Consider the following 23,573-nt stretch of genomic DNA (forward strand, 5'->3'; position numbering starts at 1 on the left):
TAAAAAGTACGGTAAAAATGACATGTTAAACCTTTTTATCTTCCTTTTTGGACAAGCAATGTAAGAATTTATTTAAAACTAATGTTATCTATAATTATATATACCCTATAGAATAATCTGTTAAACAGATTTTCTATAGGGTTTTTTATGTGGAAAAAGGTAATTAACTTAGACTATTGTTTCTTCTAAAAGTCTCTCAATATCTTGCTCCAAATCAATCGGATCTGTTGTACATTCAAAACGTTTAGTAACATTGCCATTAGCGTCTATTAAAAATTTCGTAAAGTTCCACTTGATAGAATAGTCATCTGTTAAATATTCTGGATGCTTCTTTTCGATTAACGGCAGTAAAATTTTAGAAGCAGGATGAAATTTATTAAATCCTTTAAAAGGCATTGCTTCAGAAAGATAGGTAAACAAGGGATGTGCTTGTTCATCACGGACATTAACTTTTCGGAATAACGGGAAATTCACTCCATAATTAATCATACAGCTCGCTTGAATTTGTTCATTGCTATCAGGCTCTTGGTGATCAAATTGATTACAAGGAAATCCTAGTAGAACGAAATTCTTATGCTTATAGCGATCATATAATTTTTGTAAATCCTTGTACTGATACGTGAACCCACATCTTCCTGCCGTATTAACAATAAGAACTACTTTCCCTTTGTATTCAGCTAGTGATCTGTCTTGTCCGTTCATAGCAGTAGCAGAGAAATTGTAAATGCTCATCATGTTCCTCCAAATGATAAATTTTAATTAGAACTATTCAGAGTGTCTAAAAAGTTGGATAGTGGAGTAAAGTCGCTTGTCAATCAACGAAAAATATAAAGTTATGGCATATTTAGTTGATTTTCCATATTTTCACTTACGTCGATGTCTTCTGGATGTTCCTCTCTTTTTAGATGATAAACATCGAGAGCGAACACTTTTTAATGACCTGAATAGTTAATTAGAACTATTTCTTTTTTAATGAATAGTATACTGCTTCAATAGAGATTAGAAAAATGATTTGTTTTAAAAACAAAGGATGATAATGGATATTTTTTGGAAAGTAGCTAATAATACAATAAAATACTTTCTGTTGAGGTAGAATTTTATGGCAACTAACAAAACTGTTCGCAGACCAATTGCAAATGTTAGTATATGGGGAACTACTTTTATTCATAAAAGAGATCCTACTATTATTGCATGTTGGTCGCTCGCATTTCCTGGATTTGGACATATCTTATTACATAAGTATACTCGTGGTTTTGCACTTATCATATGGGAAGTATTTATTAATCAATCGACACGATTAAATGAAGCGATGGTATATTCCTTTTTAGGAAATATTGAAATGGCAAAAGCGGTTCTAAACCCAAATACTGTTTTTATGTATATTCCTATTTATTTCTTTTCCATATGGGACAGTCATAGAACAACGATTGGAATGAATAATCTGCAAATCTTAGCAGAGGCAGAAAAAGGAAATCCGGAAATCCCTGCATTAATCATTAAACCGTTTGAAATTAATTACTTAGATAAAAGGAGACCATTAGTTGCGCTTGCATGGTCCATGGCTTTACCAAGTTTAGGGCAATTATATCTTCACCAAATTTTTTCCGCTATTTTTACACTTGTCATGATTATCGTCTTTAATTATTATTCTCATTTTGTTGAAGGCATTTATTATTTATTTCAAGGGAATATCGATAAATCTACAGAAGTATTGGATAAACAGTGGCTAATGTATATGCCATCATTATATCTTTTTAGCATGTTTGAATCCTACATGAATACCGTTGAATACAATAAACTGCATCAAGTGGAGCAGCGTCACTTTTTAATAGAGAATTTCCAGCCAAAGCGTTTTAAAGTGAAGAAAGGTATTAAGGTGAAATGAATGCAAATATATGCCACATTTGACCATTCTATTCATGTAGAACTTGTAATAACAAAACTGCAAAAAATAGGTGTATCCAATCTTTTTGCTGTACCATTGGATAATTCACCACAAGAACTGAAGCTCTTTGATACGATTCATCGTTCGGATGGAGATTCGTTAATAAATAAAGGTATGATTCTTGCTGTTATTTTTTCTGTTATTACGGCAAGTCGTGGATTTAACTTGAAATGGGGACCAATTTATTGGGGATTAATTGGTGCGATTGCTGGTTTTATCTTTGGGGTGTTGATTGATGTTTTTCTGCATCGTAGAAAAAATAAAACCAGAAGGAAGCGGAAGAACAAGCAGGCGGAGGTTATTTTAATTATAGAATGTAAAGAAGAGGAAGCGAAACAAGTAGAAAAAATTATTTGGGAACATTTTGCTTTCGGATTTGCCAAGATTAAAACCTTTGAATAATCCCATAGTATATGAAAAGAGAAAAGCTTGTAGGAAGCAGAGACTTCATACAGGCTTTTTTCTGGTTATTATAAATTAGGATAATGAAAACCGTATTTCGGATCGGTGTAGTATGGTGGTCTTTGTGCTATTTTGGGCATTTGCCATTTATGCTGCAAATACCTCATGTCTACTTTTTTATTAGATTGTTTTTTTATTAAAAGATTTACTTTTGGATTGTATTCAAATCGCATTATTGAACCCCCTTTAAATGTTTCCTCTATAGCGTATTCATTATTGTATAGGAGAGAGCAAGTACGAGTTTTTTCATACAGGCACTCGCATCTTTTTTTTACATAGAATGTGTCATTATGATTATTAAAAGGGCGGAGGAATTATTATGTATTATTATCAAAGAAACCCTCAGCATTATCCTTATCATCCCCAGATGCAGGAACAGCAACGAGTGCAGATGCAGCGTAATCAACAGTCTGAGCTATTAAAGCAAATAAAAGAGGCGCAGCAAATGTTTGAGGCAAATAAGAAGGAACATCCATACCCTTTGTATGCAAACTATGGGAAAATAACGAAATATGAAGAAATCCCCATCAATTTTCCGGAAAATCGTCAATTACAGCAGCCGGGTTTAGAAAGTTTAATGGTGCCACGCCCCATTATTGAGAACAAAAATTACAAAGGAAGTGAGAAGCTAAAAGGAAAGGTCGCACTTATTACGGGTGGTGACAGCGGAATTGGAGCGGCAGTAGCGATTGCTTTTGCAAAAGAAGGGGCAGATGTGGCAATTGCTTATTTAGATGAGCATGAAGATGCCAATCGCACGAAACAGCGAATTGAACAGTTAGGACAGCGCTGTTTATTAATGCCGGGAGATTTGCGCAAGAAAAAACAATGTGTTGCTATTGTAGAAAAAACGATGCAAACATTCGGACGTTTGGATATTCTATGTAATCATGTAGGCATTCAATTTCAGCAGGCGAATTTAACAGATATAACGGATGAGCAGTTTGATGATACCTTTAAAGTAAATATTTATTCTCATTTTTATACTACAAGAGCAGCACTTCCGTATATGAAGCCAAGCAGCTCCATTATCAATACCTCTTCAGTTGTGACCTATGCAGGGGAACCACAACTGATTGATTATACAGCAACAAAAGCTGCTAATGTTGGTTTTACAAGAGCACTAGCCAATAATGTGGTAAAGCAAGGGATCCGCGTAAATGCCGTCGCTCCAGGAAGAATTTGGACACCGCTTATTCCCGCAAGTTTTTCATCCGATCAAGTCGCTGTCTATGGATCATCCAATCCAATGCAGCGGGCAGCACAACCATTTGAGCTCGCTCCAACTTACGTATACTTAGCCTCAGACGATTCTCGCTTCGTAACAGGGCAAGTACTACATGTAAATGGTGGAGAAACAACAAGTTCATAATCCTAATTAGATGAAGCGTTTTCAAATGGGGGGAGCGCGGAATAACAGAAATGCTTGCGGGAAAATCTCCTTTTTCGCAGGCATTTTTTTGATAATGGTGGATGGCTGACTGAAAATAATGAAATAGTTGATTGGGGTGGAAGGGAGTTTGTTAAGCGTGAGGAAGTGGGTGAATTGTCTCTGATGTCTTTTTGCTTGGGAGATGGGATCAAGAAAGTTCCTCCTGATTGTTAATAAGACGGCGATGTAAAGAAGTGTCAAAGGTTAAAATGCATAGGTAATTTTTGCACCCGAGGATTCATACGAAGGTTGGAGTTAAGATCAAATAGTCTATTTAATAATACTTCCGTCTTACAAAGTCTAGTATCTTTGACAATTTCATTTAAAACCAACTAAAATCACATCCTTTCTTACATAAACCTTTTCTACATATTTTTAAAATTTCCTTTAATAAACTATTAATATAGATTCTTTTGCGCAGAAAGGCATAAATAATAAAGATAAAAATAGGGGATAAAAGCAGATTCTCGCTGCTTTTATCCCCTATTTCACAAGGTTACGAATACTTTGCCAAATAATGTTCAAGGAAAAAATCAATTTGATCTTCTGCAGGGATAGGATTCCAAACGATTGCAATGTTTTTTTTGCAGCTCATTAAGGTTGGGAGAAAGGTGGCTGCAGTCATTTGCAATATCATCATTGTAAGCATATCTGAATTCTTCTCCCCAGTAATCTCTTCTAAAGTCGCTTTAATTTTATTTAATCCCATTGTTTTCATATAATTTTTATATTCATATTGTGAATCAAAGGAGATGTTGCCTTTTCCAAGTAACTCTTTCATCAATTCAGGGTAACTTTTGATGGAGTTCATATATTGGATTAAAAAGGTCTTTAAACGTTCTTTCGGAGATATAGAAAAATTATCTAAAATGATAAAGGCTTCTTGAAAGGAAGCGAGCATTACTTTCAAAGCTTCATTAATCAATTTATCCTTTGATCCAAAATAATAATTAATAAGTGCAAGATTTACATCTGCAGCAGCGGCGATTCTGCGCAATGTTACTGTTTCGAGTCCGTCCATTTTAATTAATTGTACTGTGGCATTTAGGATGTTGTCTTTTGTTGTTCTATCTTTTTCGGAGCTTTTATTCATCTTATGACTCCCCTATCAACTAGTTCATGTATGGTAAAAAGCAACAGAAGCTGCAATGCAAATGTTTATGAAAGAAAGTATTATCCACTAAACGATAATACTTTTCGATATAATGTGTCAAGATGGTGGTCTGTTATTTCCATTCTATTATCAGTAAGAAAAAAATATTGACAGTTGGGAAGAAAAAGGATAAATTTTATTTAAACATTGTTTTAAACGTTGTTTAATTCTATGAGGAAGAAACTTTTTTCTTATAATATAAACACGTATATTCGGAAAGAATGAGATTAAGAATATAGAAAACAGAAAGTTGGTTAGGAAAATATGTCTAATTCAAAAGTGGAGAATGTCTCCAGCAGTTCAGAGGAATTCTCCATTAAAGCAATTATCGCGCCACTCCTTGCTGTTATTGTTGGAATGATTATGGTTATTTTAGACAGTACAGTTGTGAATGTTGCGATTCCAAAATTAGTTGATTTTTTCAAAACAGATCTTAAACTAATTCAGTGGACAGTTACGGGTTATACATTAGCTCTATCTGCCGTTATTCCTCTTGCTGGATGGATGACAGATAAATTTGGTGCAAAGAAAATCTTTCTTTTTACGATTACTTTTTTTACACTAGGTTCTGTATTATGTGCGTTTGCACAATCACCGATGCAGTTGATTGTTTTCCGAGTGATTCAAGGACTGGGCGGCGGTATGGTTGCTCCAATTGGAATGGCTATGGTGTTTAAGCTTGCTCCACCTGAAAAAAGAGGAGCAATTATGGGGGTTCTTGGAGTCCCGATGCTGTTAGCTCCAGCACTAGGTCCTGTATTATCCGGTTGGTTAGTAGAGTATGTTAGCTGGCATTGGATATTCTTAATTAACCTGCCTATTGGAATTGTTGCGTTAATCGTGGGAATTAAATTTCTTCCACCTTCAGAAAAACAGGAAACACCGCATCTTGATATTATTGGCATGATTATTGCTCCAATCGCTTTTTCCATGCTTGCTTATGGTGTAAGTGAAGGTGGGTCAGACTGGACTTCAACTTCTGCGATAACAGGTTTAACGGTTGGTGGAATAGCATTGATCGCCTTTATATTTGTTGAACTGCGCCAAAAACAGCCACTTCTTGAGCTGAGAGTATTCCGTTCAACGGACTTTACTCGTGGAATCATTCTTGCATGGCTGGCACAAGTAGCATTATTCGGTTCGATGATACTTGTTCCATTGTATTTGCAGCAGCTTAGAGGTTATACAGCACTTGAAACGGGTATTATCCTGCTTCCACAGGCACTCGCATCGGGTATTTTTATGCCGATTAGCGGACGATTATTTGACAAAGTTGGAGCACGTCCTCTTGCGTTTACAGGACTTGGTGTGATTTCAGCAGGATTATTTCTACTGTCACGAGTGGATGTTGATACGAGTCTTGCTATGATTATTGTTTGTTTATTTATGATGGGGGCTGGAATGGGTCTAACGATGATGCCTGTAAACACGCATGTGCTAAATGCAGCACCGCGTCAATTAGTTAGCAGGGTCACACCGTTGACAACAGCAGCACAGCAAGTAGTCGTATCCTTTGCTGTAGCAGGATTAACAGGATATTTGACATCCCATATTAATACACATATGAAAGACGTTGCACATGGAACGAGTCAAATTGCAGCTGCGAACGCTGGATTTAACGATACATTCTTTTTAGCTGCATGTTTGGCAATAGCTGGATTTGTTTTCAGTATGTTCCTTCGCAAGCCGAAAGTACAACCGAGAGAAGAAACTGGTTCAGAAGAAAAACGTACTGTCAGTTTTGATGTTCATTAATAGATGGGAGCCGCCTTTACCATATAGGCGGCTCTTTTTAATAGAGATATGCCAAAATCTTTTTTTGAAGAGGTTGTTCAAAAAGCCTGGTAAAAAGGATACGTCGAATTTCTTCTTTCGCTTCTTCCGTATTACGTTGCTCAAAGTTAAGTCTCCTCAAGCTTTGTGTTCCATTTTATCCATCTTTTTGAACTTGCACTTATATGGTTATTTTTACAAATTTTCGTTTTCCAACTTGAATAATAAGACCAGCTGTGATGGCAACCTGTAATGAAATATCCTCGATTTTCTCTCCGTTTATTCGAACACCGCCATTTTGAATCATTCGTTTTGCCTCACTTTTTGATGGTTGCAATTGTAAGGAGACAAGCAGATTTACAATACTTTCTTCCTTTTTTCCTGCCCATTCTACAACAGGAATATTGTCAGGGAGTGCCTTTTGCTGAAAAACTTTTTTAAAATGTTGTTCTGCCAATTCGGCTGCAGCATTTCCATGAAATATACGGACAATTGTTTTCCCTAGGAGCATTTTTGCATCTCTTGGGTGCAAGCATCCTGACTGTAAATTTGTGTGGATTTCGGCAACTTTTTCTGGAGGTAAATCGGTAGCCAGTTCAAAATATTTTTCCATTAAAGAATCCGGAATGGACATTGCTTTACCAAACATATCATTTGGTTTGTCATCTACACCAATATAGTTATGTTTTGATTTCGACATTTTTTCCACACCATCTAATCCTTCTAATAAAGGCATTAGCATAGCAATTTGTTTTTCTTTTCCAAATTTCTCTTGGAAATGTCGTCCCATTAAAATGTTAAAATACTGATCCGTGCCTCCAAGCTCTATATCAGAATCTAATGCAACAGAATCATAGCCTTGCATTAATGGGTAGAAAAACTCATGAAGAGAAATGGGTCTGCCCGCTGCAAGTCTTGCTTCGAAATCATCCCGTTCTAAAAGTCTGGCAACCGTAATTTTCCCAGCGAGCTGAATGACATCTTCAAAATGAAGAGAAGATAACCATTTTGAATTGTAATGAAGCTCTACTTGTTTCATATCCAAAATTTTGCCGAATTGATCAAAATAAGTTTGTGCATTATGCTTTACTTCTTCATCTGTTAATTGTTTTCTAGCAGCAGATTTTCCAGTTGGGTCTCCGATTTTTCCTGTGAAATCACCAATAATTAGTTGAATAATATGTCCATTTTCCTGAAATTGCTTTAGTTTATTCAGAACAACAGTATGACCAAGATGTACATCAGGAGCAGAAGGATCAAGCCCTAATTTAATTTTAAGAGGATAACCGGAAAGAACCGACTTTGCAATTTTTTCCGCTAACTCATCTGCTGGAACGATTTCTTGAACGCCTTGGCGATAAAGAGTTAATTGCCTATTTACTTCTTGTAATTGTGTTTCCGTTAATTGTTCCATAAAGGTACTCATTCATTTCTCCTCCTGTTGTTTTTTTGGGTAAGGGCACAAATAGGTGTTCATAGGTGCTTAGTCTACTTTTAGACCTGGGTCCGCTCCACTTAATGGCATAAAAAAACCACGCCCCTATAAAAAGGGACGTGGTTGCATAATGCACGTGGTACCACCCTAATTGAAGAATAAACATCATTCTTCCACTCATTAAAGATAACGGTTTTTTCCGTTCTTTGCTACTAAAATTTAAGGAGTTTTGTACTCAAATTAGGTGAGTGTCTAGCTCCAGCGCCTAGCCCTTGTGTGTCTTGTCGCTTGCCTCCAAAAGTAGAAGGAAGCGAACATTTTTCTTAGGGGCACTTACACTTTTTTATAAATAGTTCACAAAGAAAGCTCTAGAAGGTAATTCATCTTTATCTTTGTGTCGATTTGCACCGTTCATCGACTCTCTATAAACAGGGAGATATAGACTACTGTGTTTCTGTCATCGCTTTATATAATTTTATATGATGGTATCAGAATTCACTATATTATGCAATGTTATTTTAATTGATTGATGAAAAAAATAGTGTTCTTAGAAAGAATAGTTTTAGCTATATAAGTGGCTGCCTTTTTCTACGAATTCTTTTGCTTTTTCCTTTAAACCTTCTTCAATAATATCTGTTTTACACAAAGTATTTTCTTTTGCCCGGTTGCGGATATCTTGAGAAATCCTCATGCTGCAGAATTTAGGTCCGCACATGGAACAGAAGTGGGCTGTTTTTGCGCCTTCTGCTGGCAGTGTTTCATCATGGTAAGCCAATGCTTTTTCTGGATCAAGTGAAAGATTAAACTGGTCTCTCCAGCGGAACTCAAAGCGTGCTTTTGATAAGGCGTCATCGCGCTTTTGTGCTCCAGGGTGGCCTTTTGCAAGGTCGGCAGCATGCGCAGCAATTTTATAGGTAATAACCCCTTCGCGAACGTCGTCTCGATTTGGTAATCCTAAATGCTCTTTCGGTGTTACATAGCAAAGCATCGCTGTTCCAAACCAGCCAATCATCGCAGCACCGATAGCGGACGTAATATGGTCATAGCCAGGTGCGATATCGGTTGTGAGCGGGCCAAGTGTATAAAATGGCGCTTCTTGGCAAATTTTTTGCTGAAGATCAACATTTTCTTTGATTTTATGCATTGGAACATGTCCTGGACCTTCAATCATCACTTGTACATCATGTTGCCAAGCGATTTTTGTCAATTCACCAAGTGTTTCAAGCTCTGCAAACTGTGCTTCATCATTCGCATCGGCAATGGAACCGGGACGAAGCCCATCTCCAAGGGAAAAGGCAATATCATATTTTTTCATAATTTCACAAATATCTTCAAAATGAGTGTAAAGGAAACTTTCTTTGTGGTGGGCTAAGCACCATTGTGCCATAATAGAACCACCTCGTGACACAATCCCTGTAACGCGTTTTGCTGTTAATGGAATATAACGAAGCAGTACACCAGCATGAATGGTAAAGTAATCAACTCCCTGTTCAGCTTGTTCAATTAATGTATCGCGATAAACCTCCCAAGTTAGATCTTCTGCAACGCCATTAACTTTTTCTAACGCTTGATATATCGGTACCGTACCAAGAGGAACTGGACAATTGCGAATAATCCATTCTCGTGTTGTGTGAATATCTTTTCCAGTAGATAAATCCATTAAGTTATCGGCACCCCAGCGAATGGCCCAAGTCATTTTTTCCACTTCTTGCTCTATGGAAGATGTAACAGAAGAATTTCCAATATTTGCATTAATCTTCACATGAAAGTTTTTTCCGATAATCATTGGTTCGCTTTCAGGATGGTTAATATTGCTTGGAATGATTGCTCGGCCTCTTGCTACTTCTTGTCGAACGAATTCTGGATCAACCTGTTCTCTTATAGCAATAAATTCCATTTCGGAAGTGATGATCCCTTGACGTGCATAGTACAGCTGTGTAACATTTTTTCCTTCTTTAGCACGTTTTGGTTTCCTGGATAAATGAAAGGTTTCTTCTGTTGTATGCTGTGTTCTATGACCATCATCTTCTGGTTTAATGGCACGACCTTCATAACCTTCGACATCCTGTCTTTCATCAATCCACGTTGATCGAATGGCGGGCAATCCTTCACGGATATTTACCGTGGCATTTTGGTCTGTATAAAGACCGCTTGTATCATATACTCGAACTGGTGTATTTTCCTCTGCACCAAAGGAGCCAGTTGTTGGGCTTAGTTCGATTTCTCTCATTGGTACTTGGATATCGCTTCTGGAACCCTTCACATAAACCTTTTTGCTTCCAGAAAAACTAGACATAATGGAAATGTTTTCTTGTTGAATCGTTTTGTTCTTCACTTTTTATTCTCTCTCCCTTGTTAAGTAATGGGACAAGATCAATAAACAAGCCAACACAAAAAAACTAGATTCATAATATGAACCTAGTTGGAAGTTAACACAAAGAATTTCATTTATATCATGCATAGCAAAATGAGTGTACATTCTTTACTTCCCCACGCTGGTACGAGCCAGATCAGGTCCAAAGGGTTAGAAACATAGTCGAATGTTTCCTCTCAGCCTAACTTGGCACCCCTAGTATAAATATTCTTTTCATAAGAATGGTAGCATATGTAAATAAAAAAAGAAAGAAGATTTAGATTATAATTTTGCTAGTCTTTATGAAAAATTATTTAGTAATAGTTTTGGAGTGTGGAAATCTGTTGGCAGCTGTTCCGAGTCGGAAAAGCTGAAAATATGTATAGATATCAGTTGAAGGCTTGAATTGGGCTAACGTGAAAAGAGGTGATCCCTCTTAATGAGTCCGTAGTCAGAATACACTTCGCTTTCCATGGTGCGAGAGGTGAGCCTCCTCGGAGCTCAGCTCTGAGGGGGCTCACTTATCTCGCAAATCCCAGAGGAGTCTTTGTGTATTCTGACTGCTTCCTGCTTAAAAATTAGACCATGAAAATGGAATACTGCTTCTTTTCATGCAGATTGGTGCGAATTTTGTTGAGTGGATGTCTATGCAATCTAAAAAAATATGGGAATAATAGGTTATTGTACAAGCGTTCAGCGGAACATTTAATATACTTTATTGTAACTAACTATAAGGAGGTTCATACCGTTGAAAAAAGCAATAATTACAGGGGTTAATGGACAAGATGGTTCTTATCTTGCTGAATTTTTACTAAAGAAGGGCTATGAGGTTCATGGAATAGTAAGACGAAGCAGCATCGTAAATACAGAAAGAATCGATAATCTTATGGAACAACAAAAGAAAGATGCACCGCAAACACTTTTTTTACATTATGGAGATTTAAATGACGGAGGAAGCTTCCATTCCTTAATAAGAAAAATTCAACCAGATGAAATATATAATTTAGGCGCACAAAGTCATGTACAAGTTTCTTTTGATATTCCGGAATTTACATCGGATGTAAATGCGATAGGAACTTTGCGGATTTTAGAAGCAATTCGTGAGGTAAATCCAAAAATTAAATTTTATCAAGCATCCTCAAGTGAACTTTATGGAAGGGTTCAAGAAGTTCCCCAAAGTGAAAAAACACCTTTTTATCCACGAAGTCCATATGCTGTAGCAAAACTTTATGCTTATTGGATCACGGTGAATTATCGAGAAGCATATGGATTATTTGCATGTAATGGAATTTTATTTAATCATGAGTCACCACGAAGAGGAAGAAATTTCGTAACAAGAAAAATTACAACTGGAATTGCAGATATCTTAAAGGGAAAACAGGAAAAACTTGTTTTAGGAAATCTAAATGCGAAAAGAGACTGGGGATTTGCCGGTGATTATGTAGAGGCAATGTGGTTGATGCTTCAGCAGGATAAAGCGGAGGACTATGTGATTGCAACAGGTGAAACCCATACGGTTAGAGAGTTTTGTGAAATTGCTTTTCAGAAGGCAGGCATCTCCATTACTTGGATAGGTGAAGGGTTAGATGAGAAAGGCATTGATCAAAAAACCGGGAAAGAATTGATTGTTGTTAGCAAAAAGTATTTCCGGCCAAGTGAGGTTGATTTGCTTTTAGGAGATCCAACTAAAGCGAAAAAAAATCTCGGCTGGGCTCAAAAAGTCAGCTTCGAGCAGCTAGTTGAAATGATGGTGGAGAGCGATAAAAAATAACGATCTATGACAATCAGTTAGAAAGGAGTGTATGAGTAATGGAGAAGGGCAGCAAGATTTATGTTGCAGGGCATAGGGGGCTTGTCGGCTCAGCTATTGTAAGAAATCTTAAAAATAAAGGCTACAAAAATATTGTCGGAAAAACACATCAAGAACTTGATTTAACCAATCAAGCAGCAGTCGAACAATTTTTTAAAAACGAGAAGATTGATTATGTGTTTATGGCAGCTGCCAAGGTTGGTGGAATTGGTTCAAACAATGCATATCCGGCAGATTATATAATAGAAAATTTAATTATGGAATGTAATGTGATTAAAAGTGCTTATCAATATAAAGTGAAAAAGCTTATGTTTTTAGGGAGCTCATGTATTTATCCCAAGTTTTGTCCGCAGCCAATAAAGGAAGACTATTTATTAACAGGACCATTAGAACCGACGAATGAAGCGTATGCATTAGCAAAAATAGCTGGTTTAAAGATGTGTCAGTTTTTTAACAGTCAATATGGAACAAAATTTATAAGCGTCATGCCTACAAACTTATATGGACCTCATGACCGTTTTGATCCTATCCACTCCCATGTTATTCCCGCGATAATGACAAAAATGAACACCGCGAAGGATTTAAATAAACCCGTTGTAAATCTATGGGGGACAGGCACTCCGCGCAGAGAATTTTTATTTGTGGATGATATGGCAGAAGCTTGTGTCTTTTTAATGAAGAATTATAATGGCAATGAACATATTAATATCGGCACAGGTACGGATATTGAAATTAAAGAGCTAGCAGAGTTACTAAAGAAAGTGATTGATTATAAAGGCGAAATTATATTTGATCCGACGAAACCGGACGGTACACCAAAGAAGCTATTGGATGTAACGAAATTAACCAGTCTTGGCTGGAAACCTAAAGTGGAACTAGAAGAAGGATTAAGGTTAACCTACGAATTTTATAAAAAAGAGCATAAAAGCTAATGAAGAGAAATGGAGGAAGTGATGGGATAGACAAAAAAGAGGGAGTCTGACTATATGGAAAGATATGCAGTCATTATGGCAGGTGGAGCGGGTACAAGATTATGGCCACTGTCAAAAGAAGATAAGCCGAAGCAGTTTATTAATATGGATGGCACAGAACCATTGCTTATTCAAACAGTGAAACGAATAGGTACACTTATACCACCAGAGAATTGCTTTGTGATTACAAATGAAAGATATCTAGAGCTAACTCGAGAAACATTAAAAAATGTTATACCAGAAAATAATATTATCTATGAACCATTAAGAAAAAATACAGCTGCATGTATCTCTTATGCCTCCTTGTATTTAGAAGGGAAATTAGGAAATGGAATAGTATGCTTCCTTCCTGCTGACAGCTATGTGAAGAACCATGTCGAGTATCTCCAGGCAATACAAAATGCATACGATGCTGCAGAACGTAATCAGAAATTGGTTATTATCGGTGTAGAACCTTCCTATCCAGCAACAGGCTTTGGATATATCCAAATAAATCCTGAGGAATTTAGGGATGGAAAAGGAGTATCAAAAGTTGTGCAGTTTAAGGAAAAGCCAGACGTAGAGACAGCAGCAAAATATTTGAAATCGGAAAGTTATTTATGGAATAGCGGAATGGTAGTTGGTGAATTAACTGCCTTAAAGTTGGGGATAAAGAATTTTTTGCCTATCCATTTCCAAAGTCTCTCCTCTGTACTTGTGCATAGTAAAGAAAAGGATTTTCAAACTCTTTTAGAAAAAGCGTATACAAAATTGCAAGATACTTCCTTTGACTATGGGGTTCTTGAGAAGACAAAAGATCTTCTTGCTGTAAAAGGTACTTTTGATTGGTATGATATTGGAAGTTTGGACAGCCTTTCTATTGCAATAGATAAAGATGAAAATAATAATGCTGTATATGGAAAACATGTGGGCATTGATACAACAAACTCCATCATATACAGTTTGGATAATCTTGTTACAACAATTGGGCTTACAGATATTATTATCATTGATGTTGGCGATTCTATTATTGTGTGTCCAAAAGAAAGAGCGCAAGATGTGAAAAAATTGGTAGAGCTAATGAAAAAAAAGGGATTTGAAAAAAATAGTTAATTTGCCAAATGAAAAGTTGAAGAGGGGAGTTTATATAAAAGCCCTTATAAAAACTTAATGCTTATTAAAAAAAGGAGAGGAAAATGAAAAAATGTCCATTATAAGGCTTTTAGATAAAGCTGTTGCGGGAGTAGTGAGAGAAGTTCTAAGAATTGTATTAGAACTGCATAGACATTGGGAATCAAATAAGGAAAGTGAGAATCATCAGCTTAATATTTCTATCAGTACACCGTTATTTAAAAAGCAGATTAGTCTGCCAACACCCATTCCAAACAGAATTTTTTCGGTTAATCGTAACACAAGAACAATACGCAAAAGAATCGTACCAGCAGTAGCTGCTAATAACACAACTATCCCTCAAACTAAACCATCTATTGCCGCAACAACACCCTCAATCCAAAATTCGCGGCCAATCCCGAAAGCGGTAAGACCAGTATCCGCACCAAAACCAGCAGCCAAAGCAGTAAAGGCAACTCCAGTACTGAAAGCGAAAGCGGCCGCAAAAGCAGTAAAGACAACGCCAGTACCGAAAGCGGCTGCCAAAGTAGTGAAGGCAACGCCAGTACCGAAAGCGGCTGCCAAAGTAGTAAAGGCAACGCCAGCAGCGAAACCAGTAGCCAAAGCAGTAAAGGCAACGCCAGCAGCGAAACCAGTAGCCAAAGCAGTAAAGGCAACGCCAGCAGCGAAACCAGTAGCCAAAGCAGTAAAGGCAACGCCAGCAGCGAAACCAGTAGCCAAAGCAGTAAAGGCAACGCCAGCAGCGAAACCAGTAGCCAAAGCAGTGAAGTCAACGCCAGCAGCGAAACCAGCAGCTAAAGCAGTGAAGGCAACGCCAGTATCGGAACCAGCAGTCCAAGCAGTGAAGGCAACGCCAGCAGCGAAACCAGTAATACCAACAAATAATAATGCTGCTGAGACATTGAATAAAAAGAAAACAAACGAAGTTATTATTACAACATCGATTGGTCCAGGTAAAGTGGAAGTTCAACAAAATGCAATAAAAACATGGGTAGACGCAGGATTTAGAGTAGTTTCTCTTAATTCAGCAGAAGAAATTAATACACTGAAACCATATTTTCCTACGATAGAATTTCAAGAAATCAGCAGAAATGCACAAGAAAAATTCGGAAAGCCATATATCTATATTTATGATTTTATGCAGTATTTAAGCAGCACGGATTATAAAGTATGTGGTATTGTGAACTCAGATATCCACTTCTTAGAAATTAAAGACAATTTTATGGATTTTATCTATAAAGAATCAATTGGCAGTCTAGTTTACGGTCATAGAATGGATGTAGATAACTTAAACAATCTAAATGGAAGAGTAAGCAATGGAGTCGATTATTTCTTTTTTGACAGAGATTTAATCACCATTTATGAAGATGATGGTCTTTGTATGGGACAGCCAGCATGGGATTGGTGGATGGTATGTGTGGCAGCAGCGGCACATAAACCAAATAAACGAGTATTAAACACAGTTGCTTATCATATAGATCACCCTCAAACTTGGATGGAATCACTTAATCTTTATTTGATTGAAAGTGTTGTGATTGATAAATATTTGAGAAAACTATATCCAGAAGCACTTTACTATGAATTAAACTTAAAAATGTGGGATATTGTTATTTCTAAAGACGGTATTACCTATCAAGGGTGAATGAAATAGTACAGGCGCATTACTTCTATAAGAGGTAATGCGTGTTTTGTTTAGGAGAAAGAAATTACCTTCTTAACTTGAATATGAAATATGTGTAAATGTAGATGGAAGACTAATGAAAAATAGTTGTTGTAATATTATAGAAGGAAAGACTCGAATTTCCTTTGAAAACTTTCTCTTATTTATAGTGAAGCGGAGCCGCTTCTCGAATAGCACATCTCTCAAATGTTTTTCACACTCGATTTTTTATAAAAAGAATCAAGATAATTCTATTCTTACATACGATCCGTTTTTTAAAGTGACATCTACAAGCGGATCAGTCCATTTGTCTTTTTTTATTTCTTTAACCAAGTTTTTTAGCATTTCTTTTATAATAGGTGTATGTGTATAAATGGCATGAACTGTTTTATCTTTTGCCTGACTATTAATAAGCTTCCAAATAAGATTAGAAAAAGCAATATTGATTAGTGTTTCAAGTAAAAAAGCAGGAATTGGGATAGTATAATGTTTCTTTTTGTCTGTACATAGATACACTTTTACCATAATTAATTCTCCTCATTATTCTACATATACTTGAACAGTATCACCATTAGTTAATTTAACATCCACAATTTGTCCCACCAATTCGTTATCTATTGCGCTAATAAGCAAATCGATATCGATATTTTCTGCATACTGCTGTGCCTGAGGGATTTTTGATGCAACGCTGTGACCCGTTTAATAATGCTTTTACTAAACGCAATGGCACATTTGTTTCTAAATTAACACGAACACGAAAAAAACGTATACCAAGGATTCATAAGACAACGTTTTTGAGATAGGTGAATAAAAACTAGAAGGAGTGTTGGATTCAATTTGGAATTTCACTTGAAGAAGATGGATAGAAAATGTGCAGAACATGTTCTTAACTGGAAATATGAATATCCTTATGACTTTTATAATGATGAAGACAAAAAGGAATCCATTGCAGAGCTGCTTGGAAATCCATACTTTGTTGTCTTAAATACGACAAGAGAAATAATTGGATTTTTTTGTATAGGGTATGCTGCGCAAGTGCCAAATGGGTATTTATTTGGAGCATACGAGGATGGCTACATTGATATTGGATTCGGTCTGAAGCCTGAATTAACAGGAAGAGGAAATGGTTTTTTCTACTTATCTTTTATTCTTCAATATATAGAAGAAAAGTATAAAGGGATGCCAATCAGATTAACGGTTGCGAAATTTAATAGAAGAGCAATCCATCTTTATGAGAAAGTTGGATTTGTAAAAAGGATAGAGTTTGATAATCTTATAACAGAGTTTCAAACAATGGTAAAAGAGCAGTGTGGACTCCCAGTCTAATTAAATTTGCACCAAAAGAAGTAATTTTTTTAAAGTTTTATAAGCAGGGAGCAGTCAGAATACACGAAGACTCCTATGGGAAGACCCCACAGAAAAGCGAAGTGTATAACAGTAGTGGAAGGGAGAGTGATAAAATGAAAAGAATATTTATTGCTAGTATTGGAACAGTTTTTTTGGCGGGTATTATTTGTTTTAATTTTTTTGGTCCGTATAATGTGTTAACTGCTTTGACTGCAAATAACCTTGCTGAATACGAAGAAATTCAGCAGCAATTAGAAGGACGAATTTTACATATAAAATATATTGGAAATAAAACATATCAAATAAAAACAGATAAGAAGAATTATATCCTTGTGGAAAATGAAGATTATTCACATGTGAGATTTGAAGTATTTGAAATGAAGAGAAAGATAGAGATTTTTAAGAACTCAATGTGAGTAAGTTGTTGATTTTGAATGAGGTGGTGCTTTAAAAACAACTTGCTGTTCAAATATTTCTGTTGCTAGGTTGAACCTTTATTCGATTTTCATTAAAAGAAAAATAAATGTTTAAGAAGTCAGATGAAAGACCAATCGTTAAAATGAACAATTTCCATTTCTCTTCTATATTGGTGGTTCAGAGACAACATCAATACGAATACATGTTGTATGCTGGAGCATCTAAATTCAAATTATGTATGTTCCTTCTATTAGATTGTTTTGTTGGAAAGTTAATTATCTTCAGCTTTTAAAAATACGTTTTGTTTACACTTTGAGGTAGAGTTTTCTCTTATTAATAAAATCATTATTTTTTTTATAAAAAGGTATTGACCAATCTATTTATCCTTGTTATTATATAAAAGTTGCTTCTGACAGCAACGAAAAATAAAAAAATAGCTTCATTTACTTTTTCATAATAAGTGAAAAAAACGTTGAAAACTTTTTAAAAAAAGTTGTTGACGAAGTGAAAGAAGATATGGTATATTAGTTGAGTCGCTTCTGAAGCGGATGAAACAAATTGCTCTTTGAAAACTGAACAAACAAAACGTCAACAATAAACGTTTATAACTAAGTTATAAACTAAAACAAGCAACAAAAAAGCTAGAGTTTAGCAATGAGCTAATCTTACTCTTATATGGAGAGTTTGATCCTGGCTCAGGACGAACGCTGGCGGCGTGCCTAATACATGCAAGTCGAGCGGACTTAAAAAGCTTGCTTTTTAAGTTAGCGGCGGACGGGTGAGTAACACGTGGGCAACCTGCCTGTAAGACTGGGATAACTTCGGGAAACCGGAGCTAATACCGGATAATCCTTTTCTACTCATGTAGGAAAGCTGAAAGACGGTTTACGCTGTCACTTACAGATGGGCCCGCGGCGCATTAGCTAGTTGGTGAGGTAACGGCTCACCAAGGCAACGATGCGTAGCCGACCTGAGAGGGTGATCGGCCACACTGGGACTGAGACACGGCCCAGACTCCTACGGGAGGCAGCAGTAGGGAATCTTCCGCAATGGACGAAAGTCTGACGGAGCAACGCCGCGTGAGTGATGAAGGTTTTCGGATCGTAAAACTCTGTTGTTAGGGAAGAACAAGTACGAGAGTAACTGCTCGTACCTTGACGGTACCTAACCAGAAAGCCACGGCTAACTACGTGCCAGCAGCCGCGGTAATACGTAGGTGGCAAGCGTTGTCCGGAATTATTGGGCGTAAAGCGCGCGCAGGCGGTCCTTTAAGTCTGATGTGAAAGCCCACGGCTCAACCGTGGAGGGTCATTGGAAACTGGGGGACTTGAGTGCAGAAGAGAAGAGTGGAATTCCACGTGTAGCGGTGAAATGCGTAGAGATGTGGAGGAACACCAGTGGCGAAGGCGACTCTTTGGTCTGTAACTGACGCTGAGGCGCGAAAGCGTGGGGAGCAAACAGGATTAGATACCCTGGTAGTCCACGCCGTAAACGATGAGTGCTAAGTGTTAGAGGGTTTCCGCCCTTTAGTGCTGCAGCAAACGCATTAAGCACTCCGCCTGGGGAGTACGGCCGCAAGGCTGAAACTCAAAGGAATTGACGGGGGCCCGCACAAGCGGTGGAGCATGTGGTTTAATTCGAAGCAACGCGAAGAACCTTACCAGGTCTTGACATCCTCTGACACTCCTAGAGATAGGACGTTCCCCTTCGGGGGACAGAGTGACAGGTGGTGCATGGTTGTCGTCAGCTCGTGTCGTGAGATGTTGGGTTAAGTCCCGCAACGAGCGCAACCCTTGATCTTAGTTGCCAGCATTTAGTTGGGCACTCTAAGGTGACTGCCGGTGACAAACCGGAGGAAGGTGGGGATGACGTCAAATCATCATGCCCCTTATGACCTGGGCTACACACGTGCTACAATGGATGGTACAAAGGGCAGCAAAACCGCGAGGTCAAGCCAATCCCATAAAACCATTCTCAGTTCGGATTGTAGGCTGCAACTCGCCTACATGAAGCTGGAATCGCTAGTAATCGCGGATCAGCATGCCGCGGTGAATACGTTCCCGGGCCTTGTACACACCGCCCGTCACACCACGAGAGTTTGTAACACCCGAAGTCGGTGGGGTAACACTTTATGTGAGCCAGCCGCCTAAGGTGGGATAGATGATTGGGGTGAAGTCGTAACAAGGTAGCCGTATCGGAAGGTGCGGCTGGATCACCTCCTTTCTAAGGAAAATGGAATTTACATTCCATCACAGATTGTTGACGCGTTTGTTGTTCAGTTTTGAGGGAGCAATTCCTCAAGAATAAAGAAAAAACTTCTTTATTCACTATATTAGGGTAAAAAGAAACGAACAGATTGAGGAAGCGCCAGAGCGAGCACCGGAACGTACTTTGTACGTGAGGAGCAGAGCAAAGAAGCTGACGAAGAGATGTGAAGTTTATTTTTAGCCGTAAATTGTTCCTTGAAAACTAGATTATGTATAGTAAGAACCAAGAAAGAAACCGAGTAATCGCCATCTTAGATTCTCTATTTATAGAGTATCAAATTGAGATATAGTGAATCTGTTAAAAGTGAAACTATTATCAAAAACTTGAGGGTAAAGAGAAACGAACAGGTCAAGGAAGCGCCAGAGCGAGCACCGGAACGTACTTTGTACGTGAGGAGCAGAGCGAAGAAGCTGACGAAGAGATGTGAAGTTTATCTTTAGCCGAAATCAAAGTTAAGTTAGAAAGGGCGCACGGTGAATGCCTTGGCACTAGGAGCCGATGAAGGACGGGACTAACACCGATATGCTTCGGGGAGCTGTAAGTAAGCTTTGATCCGGAGATTTCCGAATGGGGAAACCCTCTATCCGTAATGGGATAGAATCTTTACCTGAATACATAGGGTACTGAAGGCAGACCCGGGGAACTGAAACATCTAAGTACCCGGAGGAAGAGAAAGCAAACGCGATTCCCTGAGTAGCGGCGAGCGAAACGGGATTAGCCCAAACCAAGAGGCTTGCCTCTTGGGGTTGTAGGACACTCAACATGGAGTTACAAAGGAACGGGGTAGATGAATAGGTCTGGAAAGGCCAGTCATAGAAGGTAAAAACCCTGTAGTTGAAACTTCGTTCCCTCCTGAGTGGATCCTGAGTACGGCGGGACACGAGAAATCCCGTCGGAAGCAGGGAGGACCATCTCCCAAGGCTAAATACTCCCTAGTGACCGATAGTGAACCAGTACCGTGAGGGAAAGGTGAAAAGCACCCCGGAAGGGGAGTGAAATAGATCCTGAAACCGTGTGCCTACAAGTAGTTAGAGCCCATTAATGGGTGATAGCGTGCCTTTTGTAGAATGAACCGGCGAGTTACGATTACATGCGAGGTTAAGTTGAGAAGACGGAGCCGCAGCGAAAGCGAGTCTGAATAGGGCGAATAAGTATGTGGTCGTAGACCCGAAACCAGGTGATCTACCCATGTCCAGGGTGAAGTCCAGGTAACACTGGATGGAGGCCCGAACCCACGCACGTTGAAAAGTGCGGGGATGAGGTGTGGGTAGCGGAGAAATTCCAATCGAACTTGGAGATAGCTGGTTCTCTCCGAAATAGCTTTAGGGCTAGCCTCAAGGTAAGAGTATTGGAGGTAGAGCACTGTTTGGACTAGGGGCCCCCATCGGGTTACCGAATTCAGACAAACTCCGAATGCCAAATACTTATCCTTGGGAGTCAGACTGCGAGTGATAAGATCCGTAGTCAAGAGGGAAACAGCCCAGACCACCAGCTAAGGTCCCAAAGTATACGTTAAGTGGAAAAGGATGTGGAGTTGCTTAGACAACCAGGATGTTGGCTTAGAAGCAGCCACCATTTAAAGAGTGCGTAATAGCTCACTGGTCGAGTGACTCTGCGCCGAAAATGTACCGGGGCTAAACGTATCACCGAAGCTGTGGATTGACATCAATAGATGTCAGTGGTAGGAGAGCGTTCTAAGGGCGTTGAAGCTAGACCGTAAGGACTGGTGGAGCGCTTAGAAGTGAGAATGCCGGTATGAGTAGCGAAAGATGAGTGAGAATCTCATCCACCGAATGCCTAAGGTTTCCTGAGGAAGGCTCGTCCACTCAGGGTTAGTCGGGACCTAAGCCGAGGCTGAAGAGCGTAGGCGATGGACAACAGGTTGATATTCCTGTACCACCTTATGAACCGTTTGAGTAATGGGGGGACGCAGGAGGATAGGGTAAGCGTGCTGTTGGATTAGCACGTCCAAGCAGTTAGGCTGGTAATGAGGAAAATCCCGTTACCATAAAGGCTGAGCTGTGACGGCGAGGGAAATATAGTACCGAAGTTCCTGATTCCACACTGCCAAGAAAAGCCTCTAGCGAGGTTCAAGGTGCCCGTACCGCAAACCGACACAGGTAGGCGAGGAGAGAATCCTAAGGTGAGCGAGAGAACTCTCGTTAAGGAACTCGGCAAAATGACCCCGTAACTTCGGGAGAAGGGGTGCTCTTTTGGGTGTTAAAGCCCGAGAGAGCCGCAGTGAATAGGCCCAGGCGACTGTTTAGCAAAAACACAGGTCTCTGCGAAGCCGTAAGGCGAAGTATAGGGGCTGACACCTGCCCGGTGCTGGAAGGTTAAGAGGAGGGGTTAGCAGCAATGCGAAGCTCTGAATTGAAGCCCCAGTAAACGGCGGCCGTAACTATAACGGTCCTAAGGTAGCGAAATTCCTTGTCGGGTAAGTTCCGACCCGCACGAAAGGTGTAACGATCTGGGCACTGTCTCAACGAGAGACTCGGTGAAATTATAGTACCTGTGAAGATGCAGGTTACCCGCGACAGGACGGAAAGACCCCGTGGAGCTTTACTGTAGCCTGATATTGAATTTTGGTACAGCTTGTACAGGATAGGTAGGAGCCTTGGAAGCCGGAGCGCTAGCTTCGGTGGAGGCATTGGTGGGATACTACCCTGGCTGTATTGACATTCTAACCCGCACCCCTTATCGGGGTGGGAGACAGTGTCAGGTGGGCAGTTTGACTGGGGCGGTCGCCTCCTAAAAAGTAACGGAGGCGCCCAAAGGTTCCCTCAGAATGGTTGGAAATCATTCGTAGAGTGTAAAGGCACAAGGGAGCTTGACTGCGAGACCTACAAGTCGAGCAGGGACGAAAGTCGGGCTTAGTGATCCGGTGGTTCCGCATGGAAGGGCCATCGCTCAACGGATAAAAGCTACCCCGGGGATAACAGGCTTATCTCCCCCAAGAGTCCACATCGACGGGGAGGTTTGGCACCTCGATGTCGGCTCATCGCATCCTGGGGCTGTAGTCGGTCCCAAGGGTTGGGCTGTTCGCCCATTAAAGCGGTACGCGAGCTGGGTTCAGAACGTCGTGAGACAGTTCGGTCCCTATCCGTCGTGGGCGTAGGAAATTTGAGAGGAGCTGTCCTTAGTACGAGAGGACCGGGATGGACGCACCGCTGGTGTACCAGTTGTCTTGCCAAAGGCATAGCTGGGTAGCTATGTGCGGAAGGGATAAGTGCTGAAAGCATCTAAGCATGAAGCCCCCCTCGAGATGAGATTTCCCATAGCGCAAGCTAGTAAGATCCCTGAAAGATGATCAGGTTGATAGGTTTGAGGTGGAAGCATGGCGACATGTGGAGCTGACAAATACTAATAGATCGAGGACTTAACTAAAAATGAAAAGCGAAAAACGCCTGTTTATCGGTGTTGTAGCTGGACAAAAA

17 protein-coding genes, 2 rRNA genes, 1 riboswitch and 1 other annotated feature are annotated in these 23,573 nt (G+C 39.2%); of the genes, 12 read left to right on the top strand and 7 right to left on the bottom strand.

What is annotated here, in order from left to right; all coding sequences use genetic code 11:
- Window positions 1–168 precede the first annotated feature (168 nt).
- Window positions 169–732 carry a glutathione peroxidase gene (locus tag AC5LWL_RS02475; RefSeq protein WP_493432868.1) on the bottom strand — a complete coding sequence of 188 codons (564 nt, stop codon included), beginning with the start codon at window positions 730–732 and terminating at the stop codon, window positions 169–171.
- 367 nt (window positions 733–1,099) lie between these two features.
- On the opposite strand from AC5LWL_RS02475, the gene AC5LWL_RS02480 reads away from it, so the two are divergent.
- Both AC5LWL_RS02480 and AC5LWL_RS02485 read left to right on the top strand, forming a co-directional pair.
- Window positions 1,100–1,885, top strand: coding sequence for a hypothetical protein (locus AC5LWL_RS02480; protein ID WP_493432869.1), 786 nt, complete (start codon window positions 1,100–1,102; stop codon window positions 1,883–1,885).
- Complete coding sequence (locus AC5LWL_RS02485; protein WP_493432870.1) at window positions 1,886–2,347, top strand: hypothetical protein; 462 nt, start codon at window positions 1,886–1,888, stop codon at window positions 2,345–2,347.
- A gap of 68 nt (window positions 2,348–2,415) precedes the next feature.
- Here AC5LWL_RS02485 and AC5LWL_RS02490 read toward each other — a convergent pair whose 3' ends face one another.
- Window positions 2,416–2,580, bottom strand: a complete 165-nt coding sequence (locus tag AC5LWL_RS02490; RefSeq protein ID WP_493432871.1) for a hypothetical protein — start codon at window positions 2,578–2,580, stop codon at window positions 2,416–2,418.
- A 218-nt stretch (window positions 2,581–2,798) separates the two neighbouring features.
- On the opposite strand from AC5LWL_RS02490, the gene AC5LWL_RS02495 reads away from it, so the two are divergent.
- Entirely contained in the window at window positions 2,799–3,779 is a 981-nt protein-coding gene (locus AC5LWL_RS02495) for an SDR family oxidoreductase (RefSeq protein WP_493436517.1), read from the top strand.
- A gap of 556 nt (window positions 3,780–4,335) precedes the next feature.
- Here AC5LWL_RS02495 and AC5LWL_RS02500 read toward each other — a convergent pair.
- Window positions 4,336–4,932 carry a TetR/AcrR family transcriptional regulator gene (locus tag AC5LWL_RS02500; RefSeq protein ID WP_493432872.1) on the bottom strand — a complete coding sequence of 199 codons (597 nt, stop codon included), beginning with the start codon at window positions 4,930–4,932 and terminating at the stop codon, window positions 4,336–4,338.
- Between the two features lie 324 nt (window positions 4,933–5,256).
- Here AC5LWL_RS02500 and AC5LWL_RS02505 point away from each other — a divergent pair, with 324 nt between their 5' ends.
- Window positions 5,257–6,747, top strand: coding sequence for an MDR family MFS transporter (locus AC5LWL_RS02505; protein ID WP_493432873.1), 1,491 nt, complete (start codon window positions 5,257–5,259; stop codon window positions 6,745–6,747).
- A 199-nt stretch (window positions 6,748–6,946) separates the two neighbouring features.
- Here AC5LWL_RS02505 and tyrS read toward each other — a convergent pair whose 3' ends face one another.
- Both tyrS and thiC read right to left on the bottom strand, forming a co-directional pair.
- Window positions 6,947–8,191 (bottom strand): tyrosine--tRNA ligase, encoded by a 1,245-nt coding sequence (gene tyrS / locus AC5LWL_RS02510; RefSeq protein ID WP_493432874.1) that lies wholly within the window; start codon window positions 8,189–8,191, stop codon window positions 6,947–6,949.
- Between the two features lie 119 nt (window positions 8,192–8,310).
- Window positions 8,311–8,670 (bottom strand) — a binding site (T-box leader).
- A gap of 92 nt (window positions 8,671–8,762) precedes the next feature.
- Window positions 8,763–10,496 (bottom strand): phosphomethylpyrimidine synthase ThiC, encoded by a 1,734-nt coding sequence (thiC, locus tag AC5LWL_RS02515; protein WP_493436518.1) that lies wholly within the window; start codon window positions 10,494–10,496, stop codon window positions 8,763–8,765.
- 174 nt (window positions 10,497–10,670) lie between these two features.
- Window positions 10,671–10,781, bottom strand: a riboswitch (TPP riboswitch).
- A 520-nt stretch (window positions 10,782–11,301) separates the two neighbouring features.
- On the opposite strand from thiC, the gene gmd reads away from it, so the two are divergent.
- The 4 genes from gmd to AC5LWL_RS02535 all read left to right on the top strand — a co-directional run bounded on the left by gmd (window position 11,302) and on the right by AC5LWL_RS02535 (window position 16,086).
- Window positions 11,302–12,324, top strand: coding sequence for a GDP-mannose 4,6-dehydratase (gmd, locus tag AC5LWL_RS02520; protein WP_493432875.1), 1,023 nt, complete (start codon window positions 11,302–11,304; stop codon window positions 12,322–12,324).
- A gap of 38 nt (window positions 12,325–12,362) precedes the next feature.
- On the top strand, window positions 12,363–13,295 hold the full coding sequence (locus AC5LWL_RS02525) for a GDP-L-fucose synthase family protein (protein WP_493432876.1): 933 nt from the start codon (window positions 12,363–12,365) through the stop codon (window positions 13,293–13,295).
- Window positions 13,296–13,349: 54 nt separating this feature from the next.
- The gene (locus AC5LWL_RS02530; RefSeq protein ID WP_493432877.1) at window positions 13,350–14,426 is read left to right on the top strand and encodes a mannose-1-phosphate guanylyltransferase; all 1,077 of its coding nucleotides are present in this window, start codon (window positions 13,350–13,352) and stop codon (window positions 14,424–14,426) included.
- A 91-nt stretch (window positions 14,427–14,517) separates the two neighbouring features.
- Entirely contained in the window at window positions 14,518–16,086 is a 1,569-nt protein-coding gene (locus AC5LWL_RS02535) for a hypothetical protein (protein ID WP_493432878.1), read from the top strand.
- A 258-nt stretch (window positions 16,087–16,344) separates the two neighbouring features.
- On the opposite strand, the gene AC5LWL_RS02540 is transcribed toward AC5LWL_RS02535, so the two are convergent.
- Entirely contained in the window at window positions 16,345–16,629 is a 285-nt protein-coding gene (locus AC5LWL_RS02540) for a hypothetical protein (RefSeq protein WP_493432879.1), read from the bottom strand.
- 15 nt (window positions 16,630–16,644) lie between these two features.
- A complete protein-coding gene (locus AC5LWL_RS02545) occupies window positions 16,645–16,737 on the bottom strand; it encodes a hypothetical protein (protein ID WP_493432880.1) in 93 nt (30 codons plus the stop codon).
- A gap of 204 nt (window positions 16,738–16,941) precedes the next feature.
- Here AC5LWL_RS02545 and AC5LWL_RS02550 point away from each other — a divergent pair, with 204 nt between their 5' ends.
- The 4 genes from AC5LWL_RS02550 to AC5LWL_RS02565 all read left to right on the top strand — a co-directional run bounded on the left by AC5LWL_RS02550 (window position 16,942) and on the right by AC5LWL_RS02565 (window position 23,523).
- Complete coding sequence (locus AC5LWL_RS02550) at window positions 16,942–17,430, top strand: GNAT family N-acetyltransferase (RefSeq protein ID WP_493432881.1); 489 nt, start codon at window positions 16,942–16,944, stop codon at window positions 17,428–17,430.
- Between the two features lie 134 nt (window positions 17,431–17,564).
- Window positions 17,565–17,867 (top strand): hypothetical protein, encoded by a 303-nt coding sequence (locus tag AC5LWL_RS02555; protein ID WP_493432882.1) that lies wholly within the window; start codon window positions 17,565–17,567, stop codon window positions 17,865–17,867.
- 673 nt (window positions 17,868–18,540) lie between these two features.
- Window positions 18,541–20,091, top strand: a 16S ribosomal RNA gene (locus AC5LWL_RS02560).
- A 495-nt stretch (window positions 20,092–20,586) separates the two neighbouring features.
- Window positions 20,587–23,523: ribosomal RNA gene (locus AC5LWL_RS02565) — 23S ribosomal RNA — on the top strand.
- The 16S and 23S rRNA genes sit together here, the layout of an rRNA operon.
- The last annotated feature ends 50 nt before the right edge of the window (window positions 23,524–23,573 follow it).

This window comes from Niallia sp. WK069_GA_01 (assembly GCF_983173855.1).

Bases quoted from the DNA above. Each gene is read 5' to 3' on its own strand.
- AC5LWL_RS02475 (WP_493432868.1), bottom strand. From the start codon at position 732: ATGAGCATTTACAATTTCTCTGCTACTGCTATGAACGGACAAGACAGA.
- AC5LWL_RS02480 (WP_493432869.1), top strand. From the start codon at position 1,100: ATGGCAACTAACAAAACTGTTCGCAGACCAATTGCAAATGTTAGTATA.
- AC5LWL_RS02485 (WP_493432870.1), top strand. From the start codon at position 1,886: ATGCAAATATATGCCACATTTGACCATTCTATTCATGTAGAACTTGTA.
- AC5LWL_RS02490 (WP_493432871.1), bottom strand. From the start codon at position 2,580: ATGCGATTTGAATACAATCCAAAAGTAAATCTTTTAATAAAAAAACAA.
- AC5LWL_RS02495 (WP_493436517.1), top strand. From the start codon at position 2,799: ATGCAGCGTAATCAACAGTCTGAGCTATTAAAGCAAATAAAAGAGGCG.
- AC5LWL_RS02500 (WP_493432872.1), bottom strand. From the start codon at position 4,932: ATGAATAAAAGCTCCGAAAAAGATAGAACAACAAAAGACAACATCCTA.
- AC5LWL_RS02505 (WP_493432873.1), top strand. From the start codon at position 5,257: ATGTCTAATTCAAAAGTGGAGAATGTCTCCAGCAGTTCAGAGGAATTC.
- tyrS (WP_493432874.1), bottom strand. From the start codon at position 8,191: ATGAGTACCTTTATGGAACAATTAACGGAAACACAATTACAAGAAGTA.
- thiC (WP_493436518.1), bottom strand. From the start codon at position 10,496: ATGTCTAGTTTTTCTGGAAGCAAAAAGGTTTATGTGAAGGGTTCCAGA.
- AC5LWL_RS02525 (WP_493432876.1), top strand. From the start codon at position 12,363: ATGGAGAAGGGCAGCAAGATTTATGTTGCAGGGCATAGGGGGCTTGTC.
- AC5LWL_RS02530 (WP_493432877.1), top strand. From the start codon at position 13,350: ATGGAAAGATATGCAGTCATTATGGCAGGTGGAGCGGGTACAAGATTA.
- AC5LWL_RS02535 (WP_493432878.1), top strand. From the start codon at position 14,518: ATGTCCATTATAAGGCTTTTAGATAAAGCTGTTGCGGGAGTAGTGAGA.
- AC5LWL_RS02540 (WP_493432879.1), bottom strand. From the start codon at position 16,629: ATGGTAAAAGTGTATCTATGTACAGACAAAAAGAAACATTATACTATC.
- AC5LWL_RS02555 (WP_493432882.1), top strand. From the start codon at position 17,565: ATGAAAAGAATATTTATTGCTAGTATTGGAACAGTTTTTTTGGCGGGT.